This is a genomic window from Erwinia sp. TECH1 (assembly GCF_054057575.1).
Genome location: NZ_JBSRZK010000001.1, coordinates 1,815,413 through 1,837,250 on the forward strand (window position 1 = coordinate 1,815,413; position 21,838 = coordinate 1,837,250).

At 57.1% G+C, this 21,838-nt stretch carries 23 protein-coding genes and 3 tRNA genes; 16 read left to right on the plus strand and 10 right to left on the minus strand.

The genetic code is table 11. The features are described from left to right. Positions 1-152: 152 nt before the first annotated feature. Both ACVWZ0_RS08500 and ACVWZ0_RS08505 read left to right on the plus strand, forming a co-directional pair. Positions 153-335 (plus strand): con-10 family general stress protein, encoded by a 183-nt coding sequence (locus ACVWZ0_RS08500; RefSeq protein ID WP_125288670.1) that lies wholly within the window; start codon positions 153-155, stop codon positions 333-335. Positions 336-448: 113 nt separating this feature from the next. Continuing rightward, a complete protein-coding gene (locus ACVWZ0_RS08505) occupies positions 449-1,360 on the plus strand; it encodes a DMT family transporter (RefSeq protein ID WP_253454659.1) in 912 nt (303 codons plus the stop codon). On the opposite strand, the gene rutG is transcribed toward ACVWZ0_RS08505, so the two are convergent. The 7 genes from rutG to rutA are packed head-to-tail and all read right to left on the minus strand — an operon-like array spanning position 1,357 to position 6,897. Then, positions 1,357-2,676: a pyrimidine utilization transport protein G gene (rutG, locus tag ACVWZ0_RS08510; RefSeq protein ID WP_253454658.1), complete on the minus strand. Its 1,320-nt coding sequence runs from the start codon at positions 2,674-2,676 to the stop codon at positions 1,357-1,359. The genes ACVWZ0_RS08505 and rutG overlap by 4 nt on opposite strands. 43 nt (positions 2,677-2,719) lie before the next feature. Beyond that, the gene (rutF, locus tag ACVWZ0_RS08515; RefSeq protein ID WP_253454657.1) at positions 2,720-3,244 is read right to left on the minus strand and encodes an NADH-dependent FMN reductase RutF; all 525 of its coding nucleotides are present in this window, start codon (positions 3,242-3,244) and stop codon (positions 2,720-2,722) included. Positions 3,245-3,254: 10 nt separating this feature from the next. Next, the gene (locus ACVWZ0_RS08520; protein WP_253454656.1) at positions 3,255-3,845 is read right to left on the minus strand and encodes a malonic semialdehyde reductase; all 591 of its coding nucleotides are present in this window, start codon (positions 3,843-3,845) and stop codon (positions 3,255-3,257) included. Further along, positions 3,830-4,648, minus strand: coding sequence for a pyrimidine utilization protein D (gene rutD / locus ACVWZ0_RS08525; RefSeq protein ID WP_253454655.1), 819 nt, complete (start codon positions 4,646-4,648; stop codon positions 3,830-3,832). Before rutD ends, ACVWZ0_RS08520 begins: the two co-directional genes overlap by 16 nt. A 10-nt stretch (positions 4,649-4,658) precedes the next feature. Continuing rightward, positions 4,659-5,045 carry a pyrimidine utilization protein C gene (gene rutC / locus ACVWZ0_RS08530; RefSeq protein WP_253454654.1) on the minus strand — a complete coding sequence of 129 codons (387 nt, stop codon included), beginning with the start codon at positions 5,043-5,045 and terminating at the stop codon, positions 4,659-4,661. Positions 5,046-5,059: 14 nt separating this feature from the next. Further along, positions 5,060-5,806: a pyrimidine utilization protein B gene (gene rutB / locus ACVWZ0_RS08535; RefSeq protein ID WP_253454653.1), complete on the minus strand. Its 747-nt coding sequence runs from the start codon at positions 5,804-5,806 to the stop codon at positions 5,060-5,062. Then, positions 5,806-6,897 carry a pyrimidine utilization protein A gene (gene rutA, locus ACVWZ0_RS08540; RefSeq protein ID WP_253454652.1) on the minus strand — a complete coding sequence of 364 codons (1,092 nt, stop codon included), beginning with the start codon at positions 6,895-6,897 and terminating at the stop codon, positions 5,806-5,808. The genes rutB and rutA overlap by 1 nt, the downstream gene beginning before the upstream one ends. A 267-nt stretch (positions 6,898-7,164) precedes the next feature. On the opposite strand from rutA, the gene rutR reads away from it, so the two are divergent. After that, the gene (gene rutR, locus ACVWZ0_RS08545; protein ID WP_253454651.1) at positions 7,165-7,803 is read left to right on the plus strand and encodes an HTH-type transcriptional regulator RutR; all 639 of its coding nucleotides are present in this window, start codon (positions 7,165-7,167) and stop codon (positions 7,801-7,803) included. 31 nt (positions 7,804-7,834) lie between these two features. Here rutR and cycA read toward each other — a convergent pair whose 3' ends face one another. Next, the gene (gene cycA, locus ACVWZ0_RS08550; protein WP_253454650.1) at positions 7,835-9,226 is read right to left on the minus strand and encodes a D-serine/D-alanine/glycine transporter; all 1,392 of its coding nucleotides are present in this window, start codon (positions 9,224-9,226) and stop codon (positions 7,835-7,837) included. Positions 9,227-9,493: 267 nt separating this feature from the next. Between cycA and ACVWZ0_RS08555 the strand changes: the two genes are divergently transcribed. The 3 genes from ACVWZ0_RS08555 (at position 9,494) to ACVWZ0_RS08565 (ending at position 12,296) form a co-directional block, all read left to right on the plus strand. Beyond that, positions 9,494-10,189 (plus strand): extensin-like domain-containing protein, encoded by a 696-nt coding sequence (locus ACVWZ0_RS08555; protein WP_253454649.1) that lies wholly within the window; start codon positions 9,494-9,496, stop codon positions 10,187-10,189. Positions 10,190-10,818: 629 nt separating this feature from the next. Then, a complete protein-coding gene (sdiA, locus tag ACVWZ0_RS08560) occupies positions 10,819-11,565 on the plus strand; it encodes a transcriptional regulator SdiA (RefSeq protein ID WP_253454648.1) in 747 nt (248 codons plus the stop codon). 125 nt (positions 11,566-11,690) lie between these two features. After that, a complete protein-coding gene (locus ACVWZ0_RS08565) occupies positions 11,691-12,296 on the plus strand; it encodes an autoinducer synthase (RefSeq protein ID WP_253461038.1) in 606 nt (201 codons plus the stop codon). Here the strand turns inward: ACVWZ0_RS08565 and ACVWZ0_RS08570 are convergent. Further along, the gene (locus ACVWZ0_RS08570; RefSeq protein ID WP_253454647.1) at positions 12,293-12,631 is read right to left on the minus strand and encodes a GlpM family protein; all 339 of its coding nucleotides are present in this window, start codon (positions 12,629-12,631) and stop codon (positions 12,293-12,295) included. The genes ACVWZ0_RS08565 and ACVWZ0_RS08570 overlap by 4 nt on opposite strands. Positions 12,632-12,708: 77 nt before the next feature. After that, positions 12,709-12,933, minus strand: a complete 225-nt coding sequence (locus ACVWZ0_RS08575) for a DUF2594 family protein (RefSeq protein WP_125288658.1) — start codon at positions 12,931-12,933, stop codon at positions 12,709-12,711. Positions 12,934-13,170: 237 nt separating this feature from the next. Between ACVWZ0_RS08575 and uvrY the strand changes: the two genes are divergently transcribed. The 10 genes from uvrY (at position 13,171) to ACVWZ0_RS08625 (ending at position 21,831) form a co-directional block, all read left to right on the plus strand. After that, positions 13,171-13,830 (plus strand): UvrY/SirA/GacA family response regulator transcription factor, encoded by a 660-nt coding sequence (uvrY, locus tag ACVWZ0_RS08580; RefSeq protein WP_253454646.1) that lies wholly within the window; start codon positions 13,171-13,173, stop codon positions 13,828-13,830. After that, on the plus strand, positions 13,823-15,655 hold the full coding sequence (gene uvrC / locus ACVWZ0_RS08585; protein ID WP_253454645.1) for an excinuclease ABC subunit UvrC: 1,833 nt from the start codon (positions 13,823-13,825) through the stop codon (positions 15,653-15,655). Before uvrY ends, uvrC begins: the two co-directional genes overlap by 8 nt. A gap of 71 nt (positions 15,656-15,726) precedes the next feature. Further along, positions 15,727-16,275, plus strand: a complete 549-nt coding sequence (pgsA, locus tag ACVWZ0_RS08590; protein WP_253454644.1) for a CDP-diacylglycerol--glycerol-3-phosphate 3-phosphatidyltransferase — start codon at positions 15,727-15,729, stop codon at positions 16,273-16,275. A 153-nt stretch (positions 16,276-16,428) separates the two neighbouring features. Further along, positions 16,429-16,504, plus strand: a tRNA-Gly gene (locus ACVWZ0_RS08595). Positions 16,505-16,546: 42 nt separating this feature from the next. Then, positions 16,547-16,620, plus strand: a tRNA-Cys gene (locus tag ACVWZ0_RS08600). A 12-nt stretch (positions 16,621-16,632) separates the two neighbouring features. After that, positions 16,633-16,718 (plus strand) — tRNA-Leu (locus tag ACVWZ0_RS08605). A 521-nt stretch (positions 16,719-17,239) separates the two neighbouring features. Beyond that, positions 17,240-17,671 carry a MarR family winged helix-turn-helix transcriptional regulator gene (locus ACVWZ0_RS08610; RefSeq protein ID WP_253454643.1) on the plus strand — a complete coding sequence of 144 codons (432 nt, stop codon included), beginning with the start codon at positions 17,240-17,242 and terminating at the stop codon, positions 17,669-17,671. A 61-nt stretch (positions 17,672-17,732) separates the two neighbouring features. Next, entirely contained in the window at positions 17,733-19,364 is a 1,632-nt protein-coding gene (locus tag ACVWZ0_RS08615; RefSeq protein WP_253461035.1) for an MFS transporter, read from the plus strand. Beyond that, complete coding sequence (locus ACVWZ0_RS08620) at positions 19,361-20,443, plus strand: HlyD family secretion protein (protein WP_253454642.1); 1,083 nt, start codon at positions 19,361-19,363, stop codon at positions 20,441-20,443. Before ACVWZ0_RS08615 ends, ACVWZ0_RS08620 begins: the two co-directional genes overlap by 4 nt. Further along, positions 20,440-21,831: an efflux transporter outer membrane subunit gene (locus tag ACVWZ0_RS08625; RefSeq protein WP_253454641.1), complete on the plus strand. Its 1,392-nt coding sequence runs from the start codon at positions 20,440-20,442 to the stop codon at positions 21,829-21,831. The genes ACVWZ0_RS08620 and ACVWZ0_RS08625 overlap by 4 nt, the downstream gene beginning before the upstream one ends. The last annotated feature ends 7 nt before the right edge of the window (positions 21,832-21,838 follow it).

The following is a 21,838-nucleotide window of genomic DNA, read 5'->3' on the forward strand; positions in this document are numbered from 1 at the left end:
CTGCTTTTTGATAAAATAATTCGCGCTTCGCGTCGATAATCTATGCTTAATAACGGGACGGTGCACAGAAAGAGCGGCCACCGTCGCCAGGGTGAAGCCACAGGCTCACCGTATGAATGCAGTATGATGGCTTAACTATTCGGAGGTAAGAAATGGCAGAACATCGTGGTGGATCTGGAAATTTCGCTGAAGACCGTAAAAGAGCATCAGAAGCAGGCCGTAAAGGCGGCAAGGCCAGCGGCGGTAATTTTAAAAATGACCCGCAGCGCGCTTCACAGGCCGGGGAAAAAGGAGGACGCAACAGCCGGGGCAGTCGTGACAAGACATCCGGTTAGTCCATCCTTACGCCGCCGGGGCCACCCGGCGGCGTGATCGTCGTTTAACTTTTTCTGATTGATTCCCACAACAACCCTTGCCACACTGCGCCAAAAATTTATACGAGCGCGCTATGTCTTTCCTTTCCCGCTACAAATTTTCCCTCAGCTCGCAGGAGCTGGTGCTGATGCTGATTACCATGGTCTGGGGCGGCACCTTTTTGGCCGTGCACCATGCCATGACCGTCAGCGGCCCTTTCTTTTTCGTTGGCCTGCGTTTTGCCACGGCGGCGCTGCTGTTGGCCCTGGTTGCGCGGAAGTCGCTGCGCGGCCTGACGCTGGCGGAATGCAGGGCCGGAGCGGCTATCGGCGTCGCTATCAGCGGCGGCTACGGCCTGCAAACCTGGGGAATGCAAACCATCGAGAGCAGCCAGTCAGCCTTTATCACCGCCCTGTATGTGCCGCTGGTGCCGCTGCTGCAGTGGCTTTTTCTGCGGCGCATGCCGGGCGTGATGGCCTGGGTCGGTATCGTGCTGGCGTTTAGCGGCCTGATGCTGCTTGCCGGGCCGAAAAGCGGCTCGCTTTCGTTCAGCGCCGGGGAAACGGCGACGCTGCTCAGCACGCTGGCTATCGCAGGCGAAATTATTTTAATCAGCGCCAGCGCGGGCAAAGTGGACGTCAAAAGAGTCACCGTTGTGCAGCTGGCAGCGGCCTCGCTTTTTTCCTTTATGCTGATGGCGCCCAACGGCGAAGCGATTCCGCCTTCTTCACCTTATTTATGGTATAGCGCGCTGGGGCTGGGCGCGGCCAGCGCATTGATTCAGGTCACCATGAACTGGGCACAGCGCAGCGTTTCGCCTACTCGCGCTACGGTTATCTACGCGGGTGAACCGGTTTGGGCGGGCATTGTTGGAAGGGTGGCGGGCGAGCGGTTGCCTGGCGTTGCGCTACTCGGCGGCGCGCTGATTGTCGCTGGCGTGCTGATTAGCGAGCTCAAGCTGAAAAAGCGGGCGAAGCGGCCTTCGCCCGCTGAGAGACAAAGCTAGCTTTGCTGCCTTGCCACATCGTTCAGCGCGGCGGCGCGGCGTCGGCTGAGAATAGCGTTAAGGATGATGGCGCCGAAGGTCGCCGTGCCGATCCCGCCCATGGTAAAGCTGCCAATTTTCAGCGCAAAATCGCCTGCGCCCAGCACCAGCGTAACGGCAACCATAATCAGATTGCCGTTCTGGCCCAAATCGACGTTATTCTGCACCCAGATACGCGCGCCGGCCACGGCAATCAGGCCGAATACTACGATAGACGCGCCGCCGATCACGGGCGCGGGAATGGTATGGATCAGCGCGCCGAACTTGGGCGAAAAGCCCAGCAGAGTGGCGATAACCGCCGCCGCCACAAACACCAGCGTCGAATAGACTTTCGTCACCGCCATCACGCCGATATTTTCTGCATAGGTGGTCACGCCGCTGCCGCCCAGGCCGCCTGACAACATGGTCGCCAGCCCGTCGCCGACAAAGGCTCTGCCCATCCACGGATCGAGGTTTTTACCTGTCATGCCCGCAACCGCTTTAAGATGCCCCAGGTTTTCCGCTACCAGAATGATCGCCACCGGCGCGATGGTAAACATTGCCTGGCTGTTAAAAATCGGCGCGGTCGTGGTCGGCAGACCGAACCAGGGCGCGCTGGCGATAAGGCCGAAGTCCACCGGTTTACCCAGGCCGAAACCGTTGGTCAGCAGCGCATAAATCGCCCAGGCCGCTATCAGCCCAACCAGCAGCAGCAGCCGCTGCACCATGCCGCGCGTAAAGACGGCCGTCAGACCAATGCAGATCACGGTCATCACGGCTATCCAGCTGTCGAACATGGAAGAGGAGACGCTGCGAACCGCAATCGGCGCCAGGTTCAGGCCGATCGCCATCACCACCGCGCCCGTCACCACCGGCGGCATGAGTTTCTCAATCCAGCGCGTACCGACCTTCATCACCACCACGCCGATAAGCGTATACAGCAGGCCACAGGCGATAATGCCGCCCAGCGCGACGCCAAGATGCTGATTGACGCCCTGGCCGTTAAAGCCGGTGACCGCGATCACCACGCCGACAAAAGCGGCGCTGGAGCCAAGATAGCTGGGCACGCGCCCGCCGGTAATCAGAAAGAACAGCAAGGTGCCGATGCCGGACATCATCACCGAAAGGTTGGGATCGAGCCCCATCAGCAGCGGCATCAGCACCGTGGCGCCAAACATCGCGACCGCGTGCTGCAGTCCCATAATAATCGTCTGGCCCGGCGGCAGCGTTTCATCAGGGGCCACAAGGCCCGTGGCGGACACCGACTGCCGCCATTGGGGGAACCAGGAATCAGCCATCGTCTTCTCCAGAGAAGTGAATCAGTAGCCGCCGGAGCGGGGATCAGGCATCCCGCCGCGCCAGGTGGTGGTAGCCGCGATCGAACCAGATCAGGCCGTGAGTCTGGTCGTTGCAGACCAGCGCGTGGATTTCGCAGATCAACACGTCGTGCGTACCGACGCTGGCGATTTGCGTAACGTGACAGTCAAACGACGCTACCGCGCCCGCAAGCACCGGCGAACCTGTGGTCAGGGTTGACCAGTCGGCGGCCTGGAAGCGCGCCTCCATCGGCGTTTTGCCGCCAAACAGGCCGGAGAGTTCCTCATGTCCGGCGGCCAGCGTATTAACGCAAAGCTGGCGGTTAGCGTTGAAAACCTCATAAACGGAGGCGGAGCGATTCAGGCACACCAGCAGCGTCGGCGGCGAATCGGTCACGCTGCAAACGGCGGAAGCGGTAAAACCGGCGCGTCCCGCAGGGCCGTCGGTAGTAATGATGTTGACCGCCGCGCCCAGGCGCGCCATTGCGTTGCGAAACGACTGTTTTTCCACGCCCGACACGACTTCAGGCATTAACGTATCCACAGACATAATTTTCCCCTTATACAAGCGTGCAGGCATCGGCAAAAGCCAGTCTTGGCAGCCGCGCATAGACTTTGCTCGCGTCGCCATAGCCGATATTGACTAATAAATTACTTTTCCAGCCGCTGTCGGCGAAGAAGGTGGTATCAACCATCGCCCGGTCAAAGCCGGACATCGGGCCGGTATCCAGACCGAGCGCGCGGCAGGCGCTAATCAGATAAGCCGCCTGAAGCGAACTGTTGCGAAAGGCCGTCTCCTCCGCCAGCGCCGGGCTGCTGGTAAACCAGGCTTTGGCGTCGGCATGAGGAAATAGCGTGGGTAGCTGCTCGTAAAAAGCCGGATCCCAGGCGACGATAGCCGTCACCGGCGCGGTCAGGGTTTTTTCCAGATTGCCGCTGGGAAGGGCAGGCTTCAGCTTCGCTTTGCCTTCCGCGCTACGCACAAAACAGAAGCGGGCCGGGCTACAGTTGGCCGAGGTCGGCCCCATCTTGATCAAATCATAAAGTTCAGCAAGCTGCTGGTCGCTGACGGGACGATCCTGCCAGCCATTGTAGGTGCGCGCGGCGGTGAACAGCGTCGCCAGCGCGGTGGAATTCAGGGCTTCTGCCATAGCGGCTCCGGGGAAAAGTGGGCGGGCGCGGTTTCGTCCAGCCAGGTCAGTAAAAGGGCGTTAAAGGCGGCGCTTTCCGTCACGCTCATGGCATGACCGCCGCGAGGCATCGCCTCCAGCGTGGCGTTTGGCAGCGCCTCGTACAGTTTTCGCGAGCAGATCGACGGCACCAGCAGATCGTCCTGCGAACAGATCAGCAGCGCTGGCTGGGTAATCTGCCCGGCCTGTTGCGTAAAGTCGCAGCTCATCAGCGCGTGCAGGCGGCGAAGCAAATTTTCAGTACCCTGAAAATGTGCGTTATGCAGCGCGTCTTCCGCTTCGATACGCGCTTCGTTTTCCGCCAGCCAGTCGGCAGGATAGAGAAACAGCGGCTGCGCGCGAACGTAAGCTTCCACGCCGACGTTCAGCAGCAGATCCTGACGAACCTGAAAGCAGCGGCGGGTATGGGCGTCAAGCCGCAGCCAGCCGTTAACGACCGCCAGCCGCGCCACGCGTTCGGGGTAGTCGAGCGCCAGCTGCATCGCCACCATGCCGCCCAGCGCGTGGCCTATAATGTCGAAGCGGACGATGTCGCGCGCCGCCAGCGCCGAGGCCAGCTCTTCGGCCATATCGCGCATGCTGTAGCCAGCGGGCAGCGTATCCGGGCTGCGTCCGGTGCCGCGCTGATCGTAAGTTACCACGCGGTACGCCTTGCGCAGTTCGGCGAGCTGTGGCTGCCAGAAGCTGCCCAGCCCGCCCAGACCGGCAGAGAGCACCAGCGTGGGCGCAGAAGGCTGCGCCAGGCCGGAAATGTCAAGATGCATGGCGCCTCCGTTAGCTGCCGATATGTGCGATTGATGCGATTTCCACCAGCGCGTCCGGCTTTACCAGCCCGCACTGAATACAGAAGCGTGCGGGTTTTTCGCCGGGGAAATAGTCGGCGTAAACCCGGTTGATCTCGCCATAGTTGCTCCAGTCGGTCAGGAAGATGGAGTTAAACGTGACGTCAGCCATGGTGCCGCCTGCGGTTTCGATAACGCTTTTGATCGTCTCCAGCACGTGCCGCGTTTGTGCCGCCGCATCGCCGACGTGCACCACGTTGTTGTCCCGATCGAAAGGCAAGGTGCCGGAGACATAGACCACGCCATCGGCCAGCGTGCCGGGCACAAAAGGCGCAATGGGCACGCCGGTGCCCGGCGGAGTAATAATCGTTTTTGGCATCGTTTTCTCCTGCCTCAGGCCGTTTGTGTTTGCGCAACGCTGGCGGTTTGCAGCGCGGTGCAGAAAGTTTCTACGTTGCTTACCCAGCCAAAAAAGGTTTCGATGTTAAAAATGGCGGCCTGCTGGGCGAAAAGCGGGCCGGCCTGATAGGTGGCGTCTTCCAGCACCACGCCGAAATATTCCAGGAAAAACCCGTCGCGCAGCGTCGATTCCACGCAGACGTTGGTGGCAATGCCGGTAAAGATCAGATGGCGAATGCCGCGGCTGCGCAACATGCTGTCCAGCGGCGTATTAAAGAAGCCGCTGTAGCGCGGTTTCGGCAGCACGATATCGCCGGGCTGCGGCTGAAGCTGGTCAACCAGCTCATAGTCCCAGCCGCCTTTCGCCAGCAGCGTGCCCGCCAGCTCGGGCCGGTTGCGCATCGTTTTCAGCGCGTTGGATTTATGCCAGTTTGGCGAGCCGGGGCCACCCGCCTCGACGTACTGGTCGTCCCAGCCGTTCTGAAACCAGATAATCTGGCTCCCGGCATCCCGCGCCGCCTTCACGGCGACGGCGATTTTTTCAATAACCGGCGCGGTGGCGGAAACGTCAAACCCGGCCAGATCCAGATAGCCGCCGGTGGTGGCATAGGCATTTTGCATATCCACCACGATCAGCGCGGTCTGCTCCGGCGGGAAAGCGATGGCTTCCGGGCGCGCGGGCAGGGTAACGCTGTTTTTAGTGGCGGCGGTGGTGCAGATCACGGTTTCTTGCAGGCTCATCAGGCTACCTCTTTAGCGGACAGGGCAATATGGCTGCGGCAGGACATCAGCGGCTGAATACGCTCGCCGAAATTCTCAATTCCCTGCAGGAAATCATCGAAGGTCAGCAGCACGCCCTGGGTGCCGGGTACGGTAGCCACTTCATCCAACATGCGCGCCACGTTGGCGTAAGAACCAACCAGCGTGCCCATATTGATATTGACCGCCGAGGTAGGATCGGCCATCTGCCGCACGTTGGTATCGCTGCCGGAGCGCTTGTCCTGCTGGCTTTGCGTGGTAAGCCAGGCCAGCGCCTCTTCATCTGCGCCGTCTTTGTAGCGCTCCCATTTCTCGCGGGCAGCCTCGTCGGTTTCATCGGCTATGACCATAAACAGCACGTAGGAGCCGACGTCGCGACCGGCAAGGTCCGCTGCGCTTTTCATACGGGCGGCGGTTGGGGCAAAGGCAGTCGGCGTGTTGACGCCTTTACCGAAGCAGAAGTTGTAATCGGCATGCTGCGCGGAGAAAGCCATGCCGGCGTCGCTCTGGCCTGCGCAAATCACCTTCATCGGGCTTTGCGGCTGCGGGCTGACGCGGCAGTCGTTCATGGTAAAGAATTCGCCTTTCAGGTCGGATTTGCCGGTGCCCCATAAATCGCGCAGCACGGTGACGTATTCGGTCAGGTAGTCGTAACGGCGCGCGAAGTAGTCGTCGCCAGGCCAGATGCCCATCTGCTCATATTCAGGCTTCTGCCAGCCGGTCACCAGGTTGACGCCGAAGCGGCCGCCGGAAATCGAATCCACGGTCGCAGCCATTCTTGCTACTATGGCGGGCGGCAGCGTCAGGGTGGCGGCCGTAGCATAAATTTCGATGCGGGAAGTCACGGCGGCCAGGCCGGCCATCAGGGTGAAGGACTCCATGTTATGGTCCCAGAACTCGGTTTTGCCGCCAAAGCCGCGCAGTTTGATCATCGACAGCGCGAAATCAAACTGATAATGCTCCGCCTTGAGAACGATAGCCTTGTTCAGTTCAAAAGTCGGCTTGTACTGCGGAGCCGTGGTAGAGATCAACCAGCCGTTGTTGCCGATAGGGATAAAAACACCAACTTTCATGGGAATACCTCATAGTTAACGGTGACGGTCCGCGCTGCGTTGCTTCCCTGCTCCCTGTTGAGCGGCGCAAAAGAAAGATTGCAAAGGCTGTGCCACTTTATAAAAAAGGCTATGATTCAATCAGTTGAGATATTTGTGTTAAAATGTTGTGGAGCATATGGTCCGAAACAGACCATTTGGTAAAAATTCATGCACAAAAAGCAGGCGGACGTGAGCGAAAAAAGTGCACGGTGGCAAGACGCCCGCCGGTTAAAGGATGGAGTTACGGTGAATTCTGCAAAATCCCCCGCGCCGACCCGGCGTTCTAAAGCCGTTGCCGCCAAGCGAACGGCTATCCTGGCGGCGGCGCTTGAGCTGTTTTCTCTTTATGGTCTGCACGGCACCAGCCTGGACAAGGTGGCGGAAGGGGCAGACGTTTCAAAAACCAATCTGCTTTACTACTTTCCTTCAAAAGAAGCGCTCTATATTGCCGTGCTTAAGGAGATCCTGGACGTCTGGCTGGCGCCGCTGCGCGCGCTGCGCAGCGATCAGGAGCCGCTGGTGGCTATACGTGACTATATCCGGCTGAAGCTGGAAGTCTCGCGCGACCATCCGCAGGCCTCGCGGCTGTTCTGTCTGGAGATGCTACAGGGCGCGCCGCTGCTGAAAGCGGAGCTGGAAGGTGACCTGAAAACGCTGGTGGATGAGAAATCACAAATCGTGAAAGGCTGGATAGAAGCGGGCAGGCTGGCGGCGGTAGAGCCGCATCATCTGATTTTTATGCTGTGGGCAACCACGCAGCACTATGCGGATTTCGCCAGCCAGGTTGAGGCCGTCACGGGACGCACGCTCAACGACGAGGCTTTTTTCCTGGAAACGGTAGAAAACGTGCAGCGAATGGTGATTGAAGGTATCCGCGTCCGCTAAAAAAACGGGCCGTAAAGGCCCGTTCTTGGTATTAACGCTGTTTGCGCTGACGTAGCCACCAGCCGATGCCGAGCATCACAAACCACAGCGGCGTCACCATCAGCGCCTGGCGGGTATCTTCCTGTAGCGAGAGCAGCACCAGCACAAAGGCGAAGAAGGCCAGACATATCCAGCACATCACCTTGCCCAGCGGCATCTTATAGACGGATTCGGCATGCAGCTGCGGGCGCTGCTTGCGGTAGGCCAGATAAGAGCAAAGGATAATTGACCAGACGAACATAAACAGGATCGCGGAGACGGTGGTCACCAGCGTAAAGACCTTCATCACGTTCGGGATCAGGTAAATCAGCGCTACGCCGCCCAGCAGGCAGAAGCAGGAGAAGAAAAGGCCGGTAGTCGGCACCGCGCGCCGCGACAGCTTGCCGAAGCGTGGATGGGCGACGCCCTGCTGCGCCAGGCCGTAGAGCATACGGCTGGTGGAGAAAATACCGCTGTTGGCCGAAGAGGCGGCGGAGGTCAGCACCACAAAGTTAACGATGCTGGCGGCCGCCGGCAGGCCAATCAGCATAAACATTTCCACAAAAGGACTGCGGTCGGCCACGACCTGCGTCCACGGCGTAACGGCCATGATCACCAGCAGCGCAAAAACATAAAACATAATGATGCGCAGCGGGATAGCGTTAATAGCGCGCGGCAGGACTTTCTTCGGATCGTGCGTTTCCGCAGCCGCCGTGCCTACCAGCTCAATACCGACAAAGGCGAACACCGCAATCTGGAAGCCGGCAAAAAAGCCGCTCATTCCTTTTGGAAACAGGCCGCCATGATCCCAGATATTGCTCAGCGCCGCCGTGCCGCCGCCCGGTGAAGGGTAGTGCATAGCGACCAGCACAATGCCGGTAACGATCAGCGCGACAATAGCCACTATCTTGATGATGGCGAACCAGAACTCCAGCTCGCCGAACAGTTTCACCGTAGCGATATTCAGCGTCAGGAAAACGGCGATGCAGAGCAGGGCGCTCATGCCGACCGAGAAGCTGGGGAACCATAACTGGAAATAAGAGCTGATGGCGACCACGTCCGCAATACCGGTGACCACCCAGCAGAACCAGTAGGTCCAGCCGGTAAAGTAACCCGCCCAGGGGCCCAGCAGATCGGCGGCAAAATCGCCGAAAGATTTATATTCAAGGTTGGAGAGCAGCAGTTCGCCCATCGCCCTCATCACGAAGAACAGCATAAAGCCGATGATCATATAGACGAAAACAATCGACGGGCCGGCAAGACTGATAGTTTTCCCGGACCCCATAAACAGGCCGGTGCCGATAGCGCCGCCGATTGCAATAAGCTGGATATGCCGGTTATGTAAGTTGCGCCGCAGCTCGCCGGGCGCCTCCTCCTGAAGAGGCTTTTTCAATTGGTCAACCATAACGAGAAGTTATCCTGTAGATGTTGTGTCAGCTCTGAGGGCTGTTATTTAGTTAATGCGCGTCGGCAACTCGTTGTATTACCGCGCTCTCCGGGAAAAAACGGCATAAGGCCGACATCGTTTTTCCGCTTAAGGGCGCAAATCTTAACGTAAAAGCGCGTGGCTGGCAGGTAAAGTTATTCACAGTTGGTTCGATCGCACAAAAACGCCGCTACACTCATTATTCGACAAAACGGGCCGGCGGAGCGGCATGAACGGGAGGAGATGATGAAAGCACTGATTGGCGCAGGCATCATTATTCTGCTGACGTTGCTGATAACGCCGTGGCTGCAAAAAAACCTGCCGTCGGCCTGGAACCCCTTTACGCCGCTGAACGTCACCGACGCGCCGGGCTGGATCACCCGCTATAAGCTAAAGCGGCTGCAAAACGATCCCGAAGCCTGTATGGCGGCACTACGGCGAGCGCAGGAAGGCGGCTATATCCGCTTCAGCCGCGTCCGGCCCGTTGGGGGAAATTGTCCGCTTGCCGATCCGGTGCGCGTACAGGGGTTCGGCGATGTGCGTCTCAGCGCCTCGTTTCTGGCCAGCTGCTCGCTGGCGCTCTCAACCACGATGTTTATCACGGCGGCAAAACCACTGGCGGCTGCGCAGCTCGGCTCACCGCTGGCACGTATCGATCATGTCGGCAGCTACGCCTGTAGAAATATTTATCACCGTGCCACAGGCAGGCTAAGCGAACATGCCACGGCGGAAGCGCTGGACGTGGCGGGTTTCCGCTTACAGGATGGCAGACAAATTACCGTGCAGAAGACGTGGGGACAGCAGCGCCCCGAGGCGCTCTGGCTACGGCAAGTTTTCCAGCAAAGCTGCGCCTGGTATGGTAATTCACTGGGCCCGGATTACAACCGCGCCCACGCCTCGCACTTTCATCTGGGCATGCGAGGATTTGGCGTCTGTCGGTAACCTGCCGGCGCCATATTTCCAGATCGGGTAAAAGCGCGTCGTCGCCAATTGAGGGCGGAGAAAAGGCGTACTACAGCCGTAATTAATAATTATCCTAAAGACAAATTTCTATCTTTAATGCTTTAATTTGCTGTAAATCAGATGGTTATAATATTTGATACTGTCGTATCAAATTGATTTTCCGCAAGTGCCTCCTTTTAAGCAATAAATTTTTAGCAGGCTTTAAAATCGACCCTTAAAAGCGCATGATTGAATATTTCCAGGAAAAATCTTATTCTTGTTTCTTAAAAGAGGCATCGGGCGGGTACAAGGTAACCTTTTGGCTGGTGGCTGGTGGCTGATGGCTGATGGCTGATGGCTGATGGCTGATGGCTGATGGCTGATGGCTGATGGCTGATAGTGGATAGTGGATAGTGGATAGCTACGGCTACCGGCGTCACCAGGCGCAATCACGCTGCATTTTTCTGTTAATTTAAAAGGTTACTGCTATGCCTGCGATTTTCGGACAATCAGGAGCACCTTTTCTTGTTATTATCCCGCGACATAAGGATAAGTAGTGGGCGTTAATTCTCCCCCTATATTACCTGGTATTCAGAATTGACCCTAAATTTACAGCAGGATGCGGGCTGATGCCTCATCCATCCGAGGCAGCAATGGCTACTGGAAATTATTTCAGCTGGTGTAAGGAAACCGAGGCGGCTTTCCTTGAGGTCACAGATACGACTGAAATAATGCGACTGCTTGCCCAACACACGCTGGATCTGGGGCTAAATTTCTATGCGCTATATATACGCCATCCTGTTCCTTTTACTCGCCCTAAAATATTTGTTTTTTCCAACTATCCTGAAAGGTGGGTGCGGAAATGGCAGGAAGAAAATTTTTCGGAAGTTGATCCGATCATTCGCTATTGCCAGGTACCGGGCACTTTGCTGCTGTGGAACGATCCGGTGGTCAAGGAAGGACGAAAAGTGTTCGATGCCGCTAAAGAGTTTGGTATTCGTTCCGGGTTTTCCTGCTCCAGGATAGCCAGCAACCGCGTTGTGGGCATTTTGTCGATGGCCTCGGGTAAATCTTTTGAAAAGACAGCGTTATGCGCTGAAAAACAACTTAAACTCCAGTTTTTGTCGGACCGGATACTTGATGCTTTACAGCGCGTAAAGGATCGTTCGCTCAGCGTAATGACGATGCCTTTAAGCCAGCGGGAACGAGAAATACTCAAATGGACAGCAGAAGGCAAAACCGCAGCGGAAATCTCACTGATCCTGTCCATTTCAACACATACTGTGAATTTTCATCAGAAAAATATGCAAAGAAAGTTCAACGCGCCAAATAAAACACAGGTGGCCTCTTATGCCGCTGCGATTGGGCTACTTTAAACGAATCATAGCTACCAATTTTAGTAGTTTCGTATTGCCGGTCGGTTGTCTACCCTGCGCCTGGGGTTGCCAGGCCTGAGCCACATGGAAAGGCATTCAGCGGTGAATGCAACAGAGGATTAATGATGAAGATTATCCAGACCAAGCTAAGGGACATGCCCTCGTCTTTGCTGGCAGAATTAGGAAGTTATCGCTACAGCGTTTTCGCGCGGGGCGAAGGATGGTCGATTCCATCGCGGTTAAGTACACCTGGCCAGGAGTACGATCGCTTTGACCGCTCGGACGTGGTCTGGTTAATCGCCTGGACCGCACAGCAAGGCATTTGCGGCTGCGCTCGCCTGATGGAGTGGAACGACAGGGAAAGCGGAGAGAAGCGCCAGCAGGCTATCTGGGAAATGTCGCGTTTTTCTGCCCGTCTGGATGTTGACCCCGAGCTACCGCTTAGCATTCTCTGGCACAGCGTGCAGCTGGCCGAACAGTCGGGCGTGGAATACCTTTATAGCGCGGCTACGCCAATGCTGGAAAGAATGTTCGAACAGCATCTGGTGGTCTATGAACCGTTAACGGCAGGCGTCATTCAGTCTGAAGATAATCTTTTCGCCGTCAGGATCCCGGTTAACCAGCCTAATCTGGCGGAAAAATTCCGTGGCGCGCGCCGTTTCAGCCCTGAAGAGGTGCTGCCGACGCTGGGTGTTTCCGTCAGCTGGAGCGGCAGAGGACGTCAGGCTTAAGCCTGACTGCGCGCCCACAGCGTAATCAACAGCCATGCGGCCAGACACCAGCACCCCACGGCGCCACCAAGCGCCAGGGGGAGCCGCATCATGCCGACAAAATACCAGAGCGTCAGCAGATAGATAAAATAGGGGATGATGGCCCACATACCAAAGATGATGGTGGTGCGGAGGGCCTCAATGCCGCGTTCGCTGGCTACGATATAGTGGGCAATCAGCGCGAAGGTAGGGAAGAGCGGCAGCAGGCCAGCCAGATAATAACTGCGCGTTTTAGATAAAATACCAATCAAAACGACAACCAACGCACCCAAAACAGCTTTAAAAATTAAGCCCATTGTTCCCTTAAGTCATTGGTGAGTTAAGCGAGCCCCACGCTGACCGGCAGACAATGGGCTACTTTGCTGCGGGCAATTTACTGGCGGTAAGCCTGCTTAATTTGACTAATCGTGCTACTGAACACGTCCGCCTGCTGGCGATCCGTCAGCTGAGCAATATATTTTTCCATGTTAATAATTACCTTACCGGCATCGGCCTGGCCCATACCTTTCAACATAAATGTAACCAGCGCTTTCATGCAGGCCATCTCTTCGGCCAAAGTTTGCGTATCTTTACTGGTTGAAAAATCAGTGTCGCTCATGTTTTCTCCTGGTTTTTTTATTAACGGATCGGCTGCGCGATTTTTGGTGCTGATAATACAATTAAGTAACGAGTATATCATATTTACCCCATCTATACAGGCACCTGGCGCGCACGGCGTGCAATAACACCCGGCGGAACAGGCGTTTATTTATGTTCTAACGGCAATCAAAAAGAGGTAAAATCGACGGTCTGTTAATGATCCTTCCCCCCGTTAATACCCATTTGGAGAGGCCTTTTGATACGCGTTCTTCTTGTTGACGACCATGAACTGGTGCGGGCCGGCATTCGACGCATTCTGGAAGACATCAAAGGCTTTCAGGTTGTCGGTGAAGCCTGCTGCGGCGAAGACGCAGTGAAGTGGTGCCGCAGCAATGATGTCGACGTCGTGCTGATGGATATGAACATGCCCGGCATCGGCGGGCTTGAGGCAACGCGGAAAATCGTGCGCTACAGCCCGGATGTGAAAATCATTATGCTGACCATCCACACTGAAAATCCGCTGCCCGCCAGGGTAATGCAGGCGGGGGCGGCCGGCTATCTCAGCAAGGGCGCCGCGCCGCAGGAAGTGGTCAGCGCGATTCGCCAGGTTAACGCCGGACAACGCTACATCGCCTCGGATATCGCCCAGCAGATGGCCCTCAGCCAGATCGAGCCGCAAAAAACGGAGTCGCCTTTTGATTGTTTGTCGGAACGCGAATTACAGATTATGCTGATGATCACCAGGGGCCAGAAAGTGGCAGATATTTCCGAACAGCTTAGCCTGAGTCCGAAGACCGTTAACAGCTATCGCTACCGTATGTTCAGCAAGCTGAACATTAGCGGCGACGTCGAGTTAACGCATCTGGCTATCCGGCACGGGCTGTTCAATGCGGAGTCGTTAACCAGTAGTGAATGATGTTTTTGATGCCAAATCTTTCCTGAAAACGGTCACCAGCCAGCCAGGCGTCTATCGCATGTATGATGCTGGCGGCACGGTTATCTACGTCGGTAAAGCCAAAGATTTAAAAAAACGCCTGTCCAGCTACTTTCGTGGCAATCTGGGCAGCCGAAAAACCGAAGCGCTGGTCGCCAGCATTCATCAGATAGACGTGACGGTCACCCATACCGAAACCGAAGCGCTGCTGCTTGAGCATAACTACATCAAGCTGTATCAGCCGCGCTATAACGTTCTGCTGCGCGACGACAAATCCTATCCCTATATATTCCTCAGCGCGGATGAGCATCCTCGCCTGGCCAGCCATCGCGGTGCCAAGCACGCCAAAGGCGAATATTTCGGGCCTTTCCCTAACGGCTATGCGGTGCGGGAAACGCTGTCGCTGTTGCAGAAAATATTCCCGATCCGCCAGTGCGAAAACAGCGTATACCGCAACCGCTCCCGCCCGTGTCTGCAATATCAGATCGGGCGCTGCCTTGGGCCGTGCGTGGCGGGATTGGTCAGCGAAGAAGAGTATGCGCAACAGACGGACTATGTACGGCTGTTCCTGTCCGGCAAAGACGATCAGGTGCTGAAGCAGCTGATTAGCCGTATGGAGGAAGCCAGCCAGGCGCTGAAGTTTGAGGAAGCAGGGCGGCTGCGCGACCAGATCCAGGCGGTACGGCGCGTAACCGAACGGCAGTTCGTTTCCAATAATGGCGACGATCTGGATGTTATCGGCGTCGCTTTCGATGCCGGGATGGCCTGCCTGCACGTGCTGTTTATCCGTCAGGGCAAAGTGCTGGGCAGCCGCAGCTACTTCCCTAAAGTGCCGGGCGGCACCGATATCGCCGAAGTGGTGCAGACGTTTGTCGGGCAGTTCTACCTACAGGGCAGCCAGGCGCGCACGCTGCCTGCTGATATTCTGCTGGACTTCGCGCTGCCGGAAAAAGATCTGTTAGCCGCGTCGCTGAGCGAAATGGCCGGCAGAAAAGTTTCCATTCAGAGCAATCCGCGCGGCGATCGCGCTCGCTACCTGAAGCTGGCAAGAACGAATGCCAGCACCGCGCTGGTTAGCCGTCTTTCGCAGCAGTCCACTATTCACCAACGCTTACAGGCGTTAAGTGAAGTGCTGGATCTGCCGGAAATCAAACGGATGGAATGCTTTGATATCAGCCATACGATGGGCGAGCAGACGGTGGCTTCCTGTGTGGTTTTCGACAGCAATGGCCCACTGCGTTCTGAATATCGGCGCTATAACATTACCGGCATTACGCCGGGCGATGACTATGCGGCCATGAATCAGGTGCTGCGCCGTCGCTATGGCAAAGAGCTGGAAGAGAGTAAAATTCCAGACCTGATCCTGATCGACGGCGGCAAAGGCCAGCTGGCGCAGGCGAAAGCCGTGTTTGCGGAACTGGATGTCGGCTGGGATAAAGATCGGCCGATCCTGCTGGGCGTGGCCAAAGGCAGCGATCGCAAAGCCGGGTTGGAAACGCTGTTCTTCGAGCCGGAAGGGGAGGGATTCTCTCTGCCGTCCGACTCGCCAGCGCTGCATGTCATCCAGCATATTCGTGACGACTCTCACAATCATGCAATTACCGGCCATCGCAATAAACGGGCGAAAGTTAAAAATACCAGCGCCCTGGAAAGCATCGAAGGCATAGGGCCTAAACGTCGTCAAATGCTGCTTAAATATATGGGCGGCCTGCAGCCGCTGATGAACGCTTCGGTCGAGGAGATTGCTCGGGTGCCCGGCATTTCGCAGGCGCTGGCGGAGAAAATCTTTTATTCGCTGAAACACTAAGCATTGCGTTGGCTAAGGCATTGTAGGAACATAGGGACAAATTCTACTCTGCCCAGACAGTTAGCGTACCTATGCATTTTAATATTCCGACCTTACTTACTCTGCTTCGTGTCGTGTTGATCCCTTTCTTTGTATTGGCTTTTTATCTGCCGTTTGAATGGGCGCCGCTGGTTTGCGCACTGATCTTTATCGTGGCGGCGATCACCGACTGGTTCGACGGCTGGCTGGCGCGTCGCTGGAAACAAACCACGCGTTTTGGCGCGTTTCTCGATCCGGTTGCGGACAAAGTGATGGTGGCTATTGCGCTGGTTCTGGTGGCCGGGCATTACCACGAATGGTGGATTACGCTACCGGCGGCTACGATGATCGCGCGGGAAATTATTATCTCGGCGCTGCGTGAGTGGATGGCGGAAATCGGCAAGCGCAGCAGCGTGGCCGTCTCCTGGATCGGCAAAGTGAAAACCACGGCACAGATGCTGGCGCTGTTTGCGCTGCTGTGGCGTCCGGATCGCCTGGTAGAAGGCATCGGCGTGGCGGCGCTCTACGTGGCCGCCGTCCTCACTTTCTGGTCGATGTATCAGTATTTGAGCGCGGCACGCGGCGATCTGCTCGAACGATGATCAATGCGATTTAAAAAGCAGCAAACGAGAAAAAAGTGCGGATATTTGTGTTGACTCATTTCGTCCAGTCAGTAGAATGCAACGCATCGAAAGGCAGCTGAGTCGCCAGAAGATAAAGTAAATCAGCAAGTTCTGTTAAGAACGCTGAAAAATGCGGGAATAGCTCAGTTGGTAGAGCACGACCTTGCCAAGGTCGGGGTCGCGAGTTCGAGTCTCGTTTCCCGCTCCAGATTTAGCGGTCAGCGTAGCGCTGGCAGCAAAGCAGAATAAAGGCGCGTTGGCAGAGTGGCCATGCAGCGGATTGCAAATCCGCCTACCTCGGTTCGACTCCGGGACGCGCCTCCACTTTACACCCATGCCCGGGTGGTGAAATCGGTAGACACAAGGGATTTAAAATCCCTCGGCTTATGGCTGTGCGGGTTCAAGTCCCGCCCCGGGCACCACGCTTTGACTACCGATTAAAACAAATAAAAACAAGCACTTTGTGCAATGTCGTGAAGCCGCCGCAAGGCGGTTTTTTTGTGCCTGAAAATACCCGCCTGACATGCCGCCTAACATCATTTTTTTGTGTGTGCATGACTATTCATTTTTCCTGATTACCTGGCACTGGAACTATTTTAACCTTTCTGTCATAGCGCATAGTTTGTTCGATATTTTGCGCCTGAAATTCCCCGTCTGAAATCATGATGCGTACATGGTTACCCCTTTTTCCTGACTATCCGGCACCGCAACTATTTAAACCGCTCTGGTATGGTGGGGCGCTGCCGCCTCGCTTTATATTCTGTCAATGCTTTTCAGGAATAAAAAACCTTTATCGCGGGCTGCTGGCTTGCCGTGCAGGCGCAGAGCCTGTTTTGCGATAATTTTCCCAGGACCACGGCAAACCGCTTTCTGTCGACTATGATCCTTGATTATAATCATGCTCTGTTTTTTGTTAGCAACCTAATTATCAGGCTTCTATATATTGAATATTCAGGATCTCACCTTTTCCCGGCTGCTTCACCTGACTGCTCAGGCCTGGCGGCAGGCGATCGATCGTCGTGTGAAAGAAGATGGTTTAACCACCAGCAGCTGGATGGCGATAGCGACGCTGGCAACGCAAACCGCGCCCGTCAGCCAAAAAGAGCTGGCGCTGGCGCTGGGCCTGGAAGAGGCGACGATAGTGCCGCTGGTGGATCGGCTGGTTAAACAGCAGCTGGTGGTGCGAACGCAGCCGCCGGAAGATCGCCGCAAACGTCTGGTCGCCATTACGCCAGCGGGAACGGCCCTGCATCAGCAGCTGGCGGGCGAGATAGAAAAGCTGCGTAACGAGCTGCTGGCGACCATCAGCCGCGACGAATTAATCGTCGCACAGCGAGTGCTGCAAAAACTGTTGAAAGCGACCGAGGCGAAATAGCGTGCGCGCTAACCGTCCCGATCCTTTCGCGCCGCGCGAATGGGCGCCAGGCGAAAAGCCGATGCTGCCCGGATCGCCCTCAACACCTCTCCATCCCACGCCAAAACGCATCGCCTTTGGTCTGATCGGACTGCTGATTTCCGTTACCGGCGCGCTGAGTAATGCGCTGGTCACGGCGAATCTGAGCAATTTACAGGGCGTGTTTGGCGCCTACAGCAATGAAATAGCCTGGCTGCCTTCGGTTTACGTGATGGGCAACATTTCTATTAACCTGCTGCTGGTGAAATTCCGCCAGCAGTATGGTCTGCGCGCCTTTACCGAAGCCTTCCTGGTGCTTTACGCGCTGGTGTCTTTCTTTCATCTGCTGGTTAACGATCTTAGCTCGGCGATTATCGTGCGCGCCGCCCACGGCATGGTAGGCGCGGCCCTTAGCTCGCTGGGCATTTATTATCAGGTGCAGGCCTGGCCGGCAAAGCATCGCTTAAAAGCGATGGCTATCGGCCTGGGCGCTTCACAGCTGGCTATCCCGCTGGCGCGCCTCTTTTCCAGCGAGCTGCTGCAGCTGGAGCAGTGGCGTGGTCTTTACCTGTTTGAGCTTGGGCTGGCGATGATCTGCCTGGGGGCGGTGCTGATCCTGAAGCTGCCGCCGGGCGATCGTATGAAGGTGTTTGAAAAGAAGGATTTTCTGACCTTTATGCTGATGGCGCCGGGTATGGCGCTGTTTTGCGCCGTGCTGTCGCTGGGCCGCATTGAGTGGTGGACCAGCACGCCGTGGCTGGGCGTATGTCTGGCGCTCGGGCTGGTGCTGGTGATTGCCGCCGTGGTGCTTGAACATAACCGCAGCAATCCCTTAATCAATACGCGCTGGCTGCGTACCGGTGCCATTTTCCGTCTTGGCATCGTGATGGTGATGCTGCGCGTCACGCTGGCCGAGCAGAATACCGGCGCTATTGGCTATTTACAGCAGGTCGGGCTGCTGAACGATCAGATGCAGGGCCTGGCGCTGGCTATCCTGCTGGGGGTGATTGCCGGCATCGCCACCAGCGCGCTGACCATCAATGTTAAACATCTTAGCTGGCCAATCGTGGTGTCGCTGCTGTTGATTATCGTAGCCTCGTTGATGGACGCACAGTCAAGCCCTTTGACCCGCGGCAACAATATGTATTTCAGCCAGTTCCTGCTGGGTTTCAGCAGCACCTTCTTTATTGCGCCCGCGCTGCTGCTGAATATCGGCAGCGTAGTGACCCAGCCGAAAAACCTGGTCAGCCTGGTGGTGCTGTTCGGCATGAGCCAGAATCTGGGCGGCCTGATCGGATCGGCGCTGCTGGGAACGTTTCAGGTGTGGCGGGAAAAATATCACTCCAGCCTGCTGGGCGACCAGCTCTCCCTGCTGGATCCCAACGTCACCGAGCGGCTGTCGCAATATTCAGGGCTGTTCAACAGCCTGATCGGCGATCCCGCTCAGCTCAGCGCGCAGAGTACGGCGCAGCTACAGACGGTAGCTACGCTGCAGGCAAACGTGCTGGCTTACAACGATACCTATCTTCTTACGGCCGGCATGGCCTTTGTCACATTAATCTGGGTACTGTGGCGTCTGTCGCGGCTGCGCTATCTCAACTGGCAGCAGGCCAAACGCGAAGCGGAAGCGGAAAGGCAGATGCTGCAGGCGAATAAAACAATGAGGAATGAATGAGTCAGCAGGAACAGAGCCAGCTCGCCGAGCGTGAACGCAATAACAGGCTACGGATCATCTCTATAGTGACGGGCGCAGGCATTGCCCTGGTCGGGGTGCTGGTGATCCTTTATGCCTGGCAGCTGCCGCCTTTCACCAGTTCAGTTCAGTCTACGGAAAACGCCTACGTGCGCGGCCAGGTCACGTTTATCAGTCCGCAGGTCAGCGGCTACGTCACCGCCGTCAACGTGCTGGATTACCAGCCGGTGCGTAAGGGCGAGGTGATGATGACCATTGACGATCGTATTTACCGGCAGCGGGTGCATCAGGCGCAGGCGCAGCTGGCGATCAAAAAGGCGGCGCTGGAGAACAACGTCCAGCAGCGGCGCAGCGCGCAGGCGGTGATCGCCCGCAACCAGGCCGTGCTGGAAAATGCCAAAGCTCAGGCGCTTAAAAGCGGGCTGGATTTAAAGCGCGTCGAGAATCTGGTGTCTGACGGCTCGCTGTCCGTGCGCGAGCGCGACGCCTCCCGCGCCAGCAATGCCCAGACGCTGGCCGAAGTACAGCAGGCGAAAGCCACGCTGGAAGTTTCCCGTCAGGATCTGCAAACCGCGATTGTTAACCATGCCTCAATGGAGGCGGACGTGGCGAATGCGCAGGCCGCGCTGGAGCTGGCGCAGATCGATCTGGACAATACCCGCATTATCGCGCCGCGCGACGGCCAGCTGGGGCAGATTGCCGTTCGCCTGGGCGCTTACGTGGCGGCAGGCACCCGGCTTACCTCGCTGGTGCCGCCGCAGAAGTGGGTCGTTGCCAATATGAAAGAGACGCAGATGGCGCATATCCGGCCTGGCCTGCCCGTGACCTTTACCGTCGACGCGCTGAACGGCGAAGCGTATCAGGGTAAAGTTGAATATATTTCGCCTGCGGCCGGTTCGGAGTTCAGCGCGATTTCGCCGGATAACGCTACCGGCAACTTTGTCAAAATCGCCCAGCGTATTCCGGTGCGGATAGCCATTACCAGCGAAAAAGTAGAGCGTCTGCGACCCGGCATGTCCGTTGAGGTGAATATCGATACCGCCGCCGGAGAGTCGAAATGAGGCCTCGGGCGCTGGCGCTGCTGATCGTTATCCTGCTGCCCGTCGGCTGCGCCACCAAAGTCGAAAAGGCGCCGGGATCGCTGCCCGTTCCGGCGCAGTGGCGCCATCAGGCCGGGCCTTCCTCGCCCGTAGAAGCCGGATGGTGGCGCGCCTTTGGCGATCGCGATCTGAACGTGCTGGTTGAGCAGGCGCTGAAGCATAATCTGGATATCCTTACCGCTCGCTCCCGCGTCGATCAGTACCGTGCTGAGCTGCGGGCGGCCGAGGGTGATAACTTTCCCACGCTGAGCGCAGGCGGCTCCGCCAGCCACGCCAGAGCGCTCTCGTCGGTCAGCGGCCAGCCCCATGAATCTGCCGTATTTCAAGGGTTGCTCCAGGCCAATTATGAGGTGGATTTATGGGGCGCACGCAGCAGCAACATTGCGGCCGCTGAGTCCTCGCTGGCGGCAATCCAGGCCGCGTCTTCTGCCGCAGAGTTGACCGTAGCCAGCTCGGTGGCCTCTGGCTATATGACGCTGCTGGCGCTGGACGAGCAGCTGCGCGTAACGGAGGCGACGCTCGCCACGCGTGAGAATTCGCTGCGGCTGGCGCAACGGCAGTTTGAAACCGGCTATACCTCCAGGCTGGAATGGGTGCAGTCGCAGTCGGAATACCAGACGGCAAAAGCGCAGATCCCGGTGCTGCGGCATCAGATTGCGCAGCAGGAAAATGCGCTCAGCATCCTGGTGGGGATGAATCCTCGCGAAATCGCCCGACAGGGCCGTTTTAAGCAGGTCGCTCCACAGCAGCTGCCTTCTCTGCTGCCTTCCGAACTTTTGCAGCGGCGTCCGGACATCGTTCAGGCCCAGCGCCTGCTGCTGGCGGCGGACGCCACGCTGGCCTCCTCGAAAGCGCGCCTGCTGCCTTCGCTGAATTTGACGGCCAGCGGCACGCTGCAAAGCGCCGCGCTGCATCAGCTGGCGGATAATCCGTTCCGGCTCTGGAGCATCGGCGGCAGCGTGCTGGCGCCCATCCTCAACCGCGAGGCGCTGACGGCGCAGGTCGATGTCTCTATGGCGGGCCGCAATCAGGCGCTGTTTAACTATGAGAAGGTGGTGCGCAACGCTTTCAGCGAGGTGAACAACGATCTGGATGCTATTGCTCGCTATAAAGAGCAGCTCGCGGAGCTGCAAACCCAGGAGCAGGTAGTGAGCGAAGCGCTGCATATTGCCAATAATCGTTATCAGAACGGTTACGCATCTTATCTGGAGGCGCTGGACGCGCAGCGAACGCTGTTCAGCACCCAGCTGAACCTGGTGCAGGTAAAAAATAATTTGCTGCAGGCGCAGATAGATCTGTATCGGGCGCTGGGCGGCGGCTGGCAGGCGGGAGACGCTGGCAGCGGATAAAACCCTG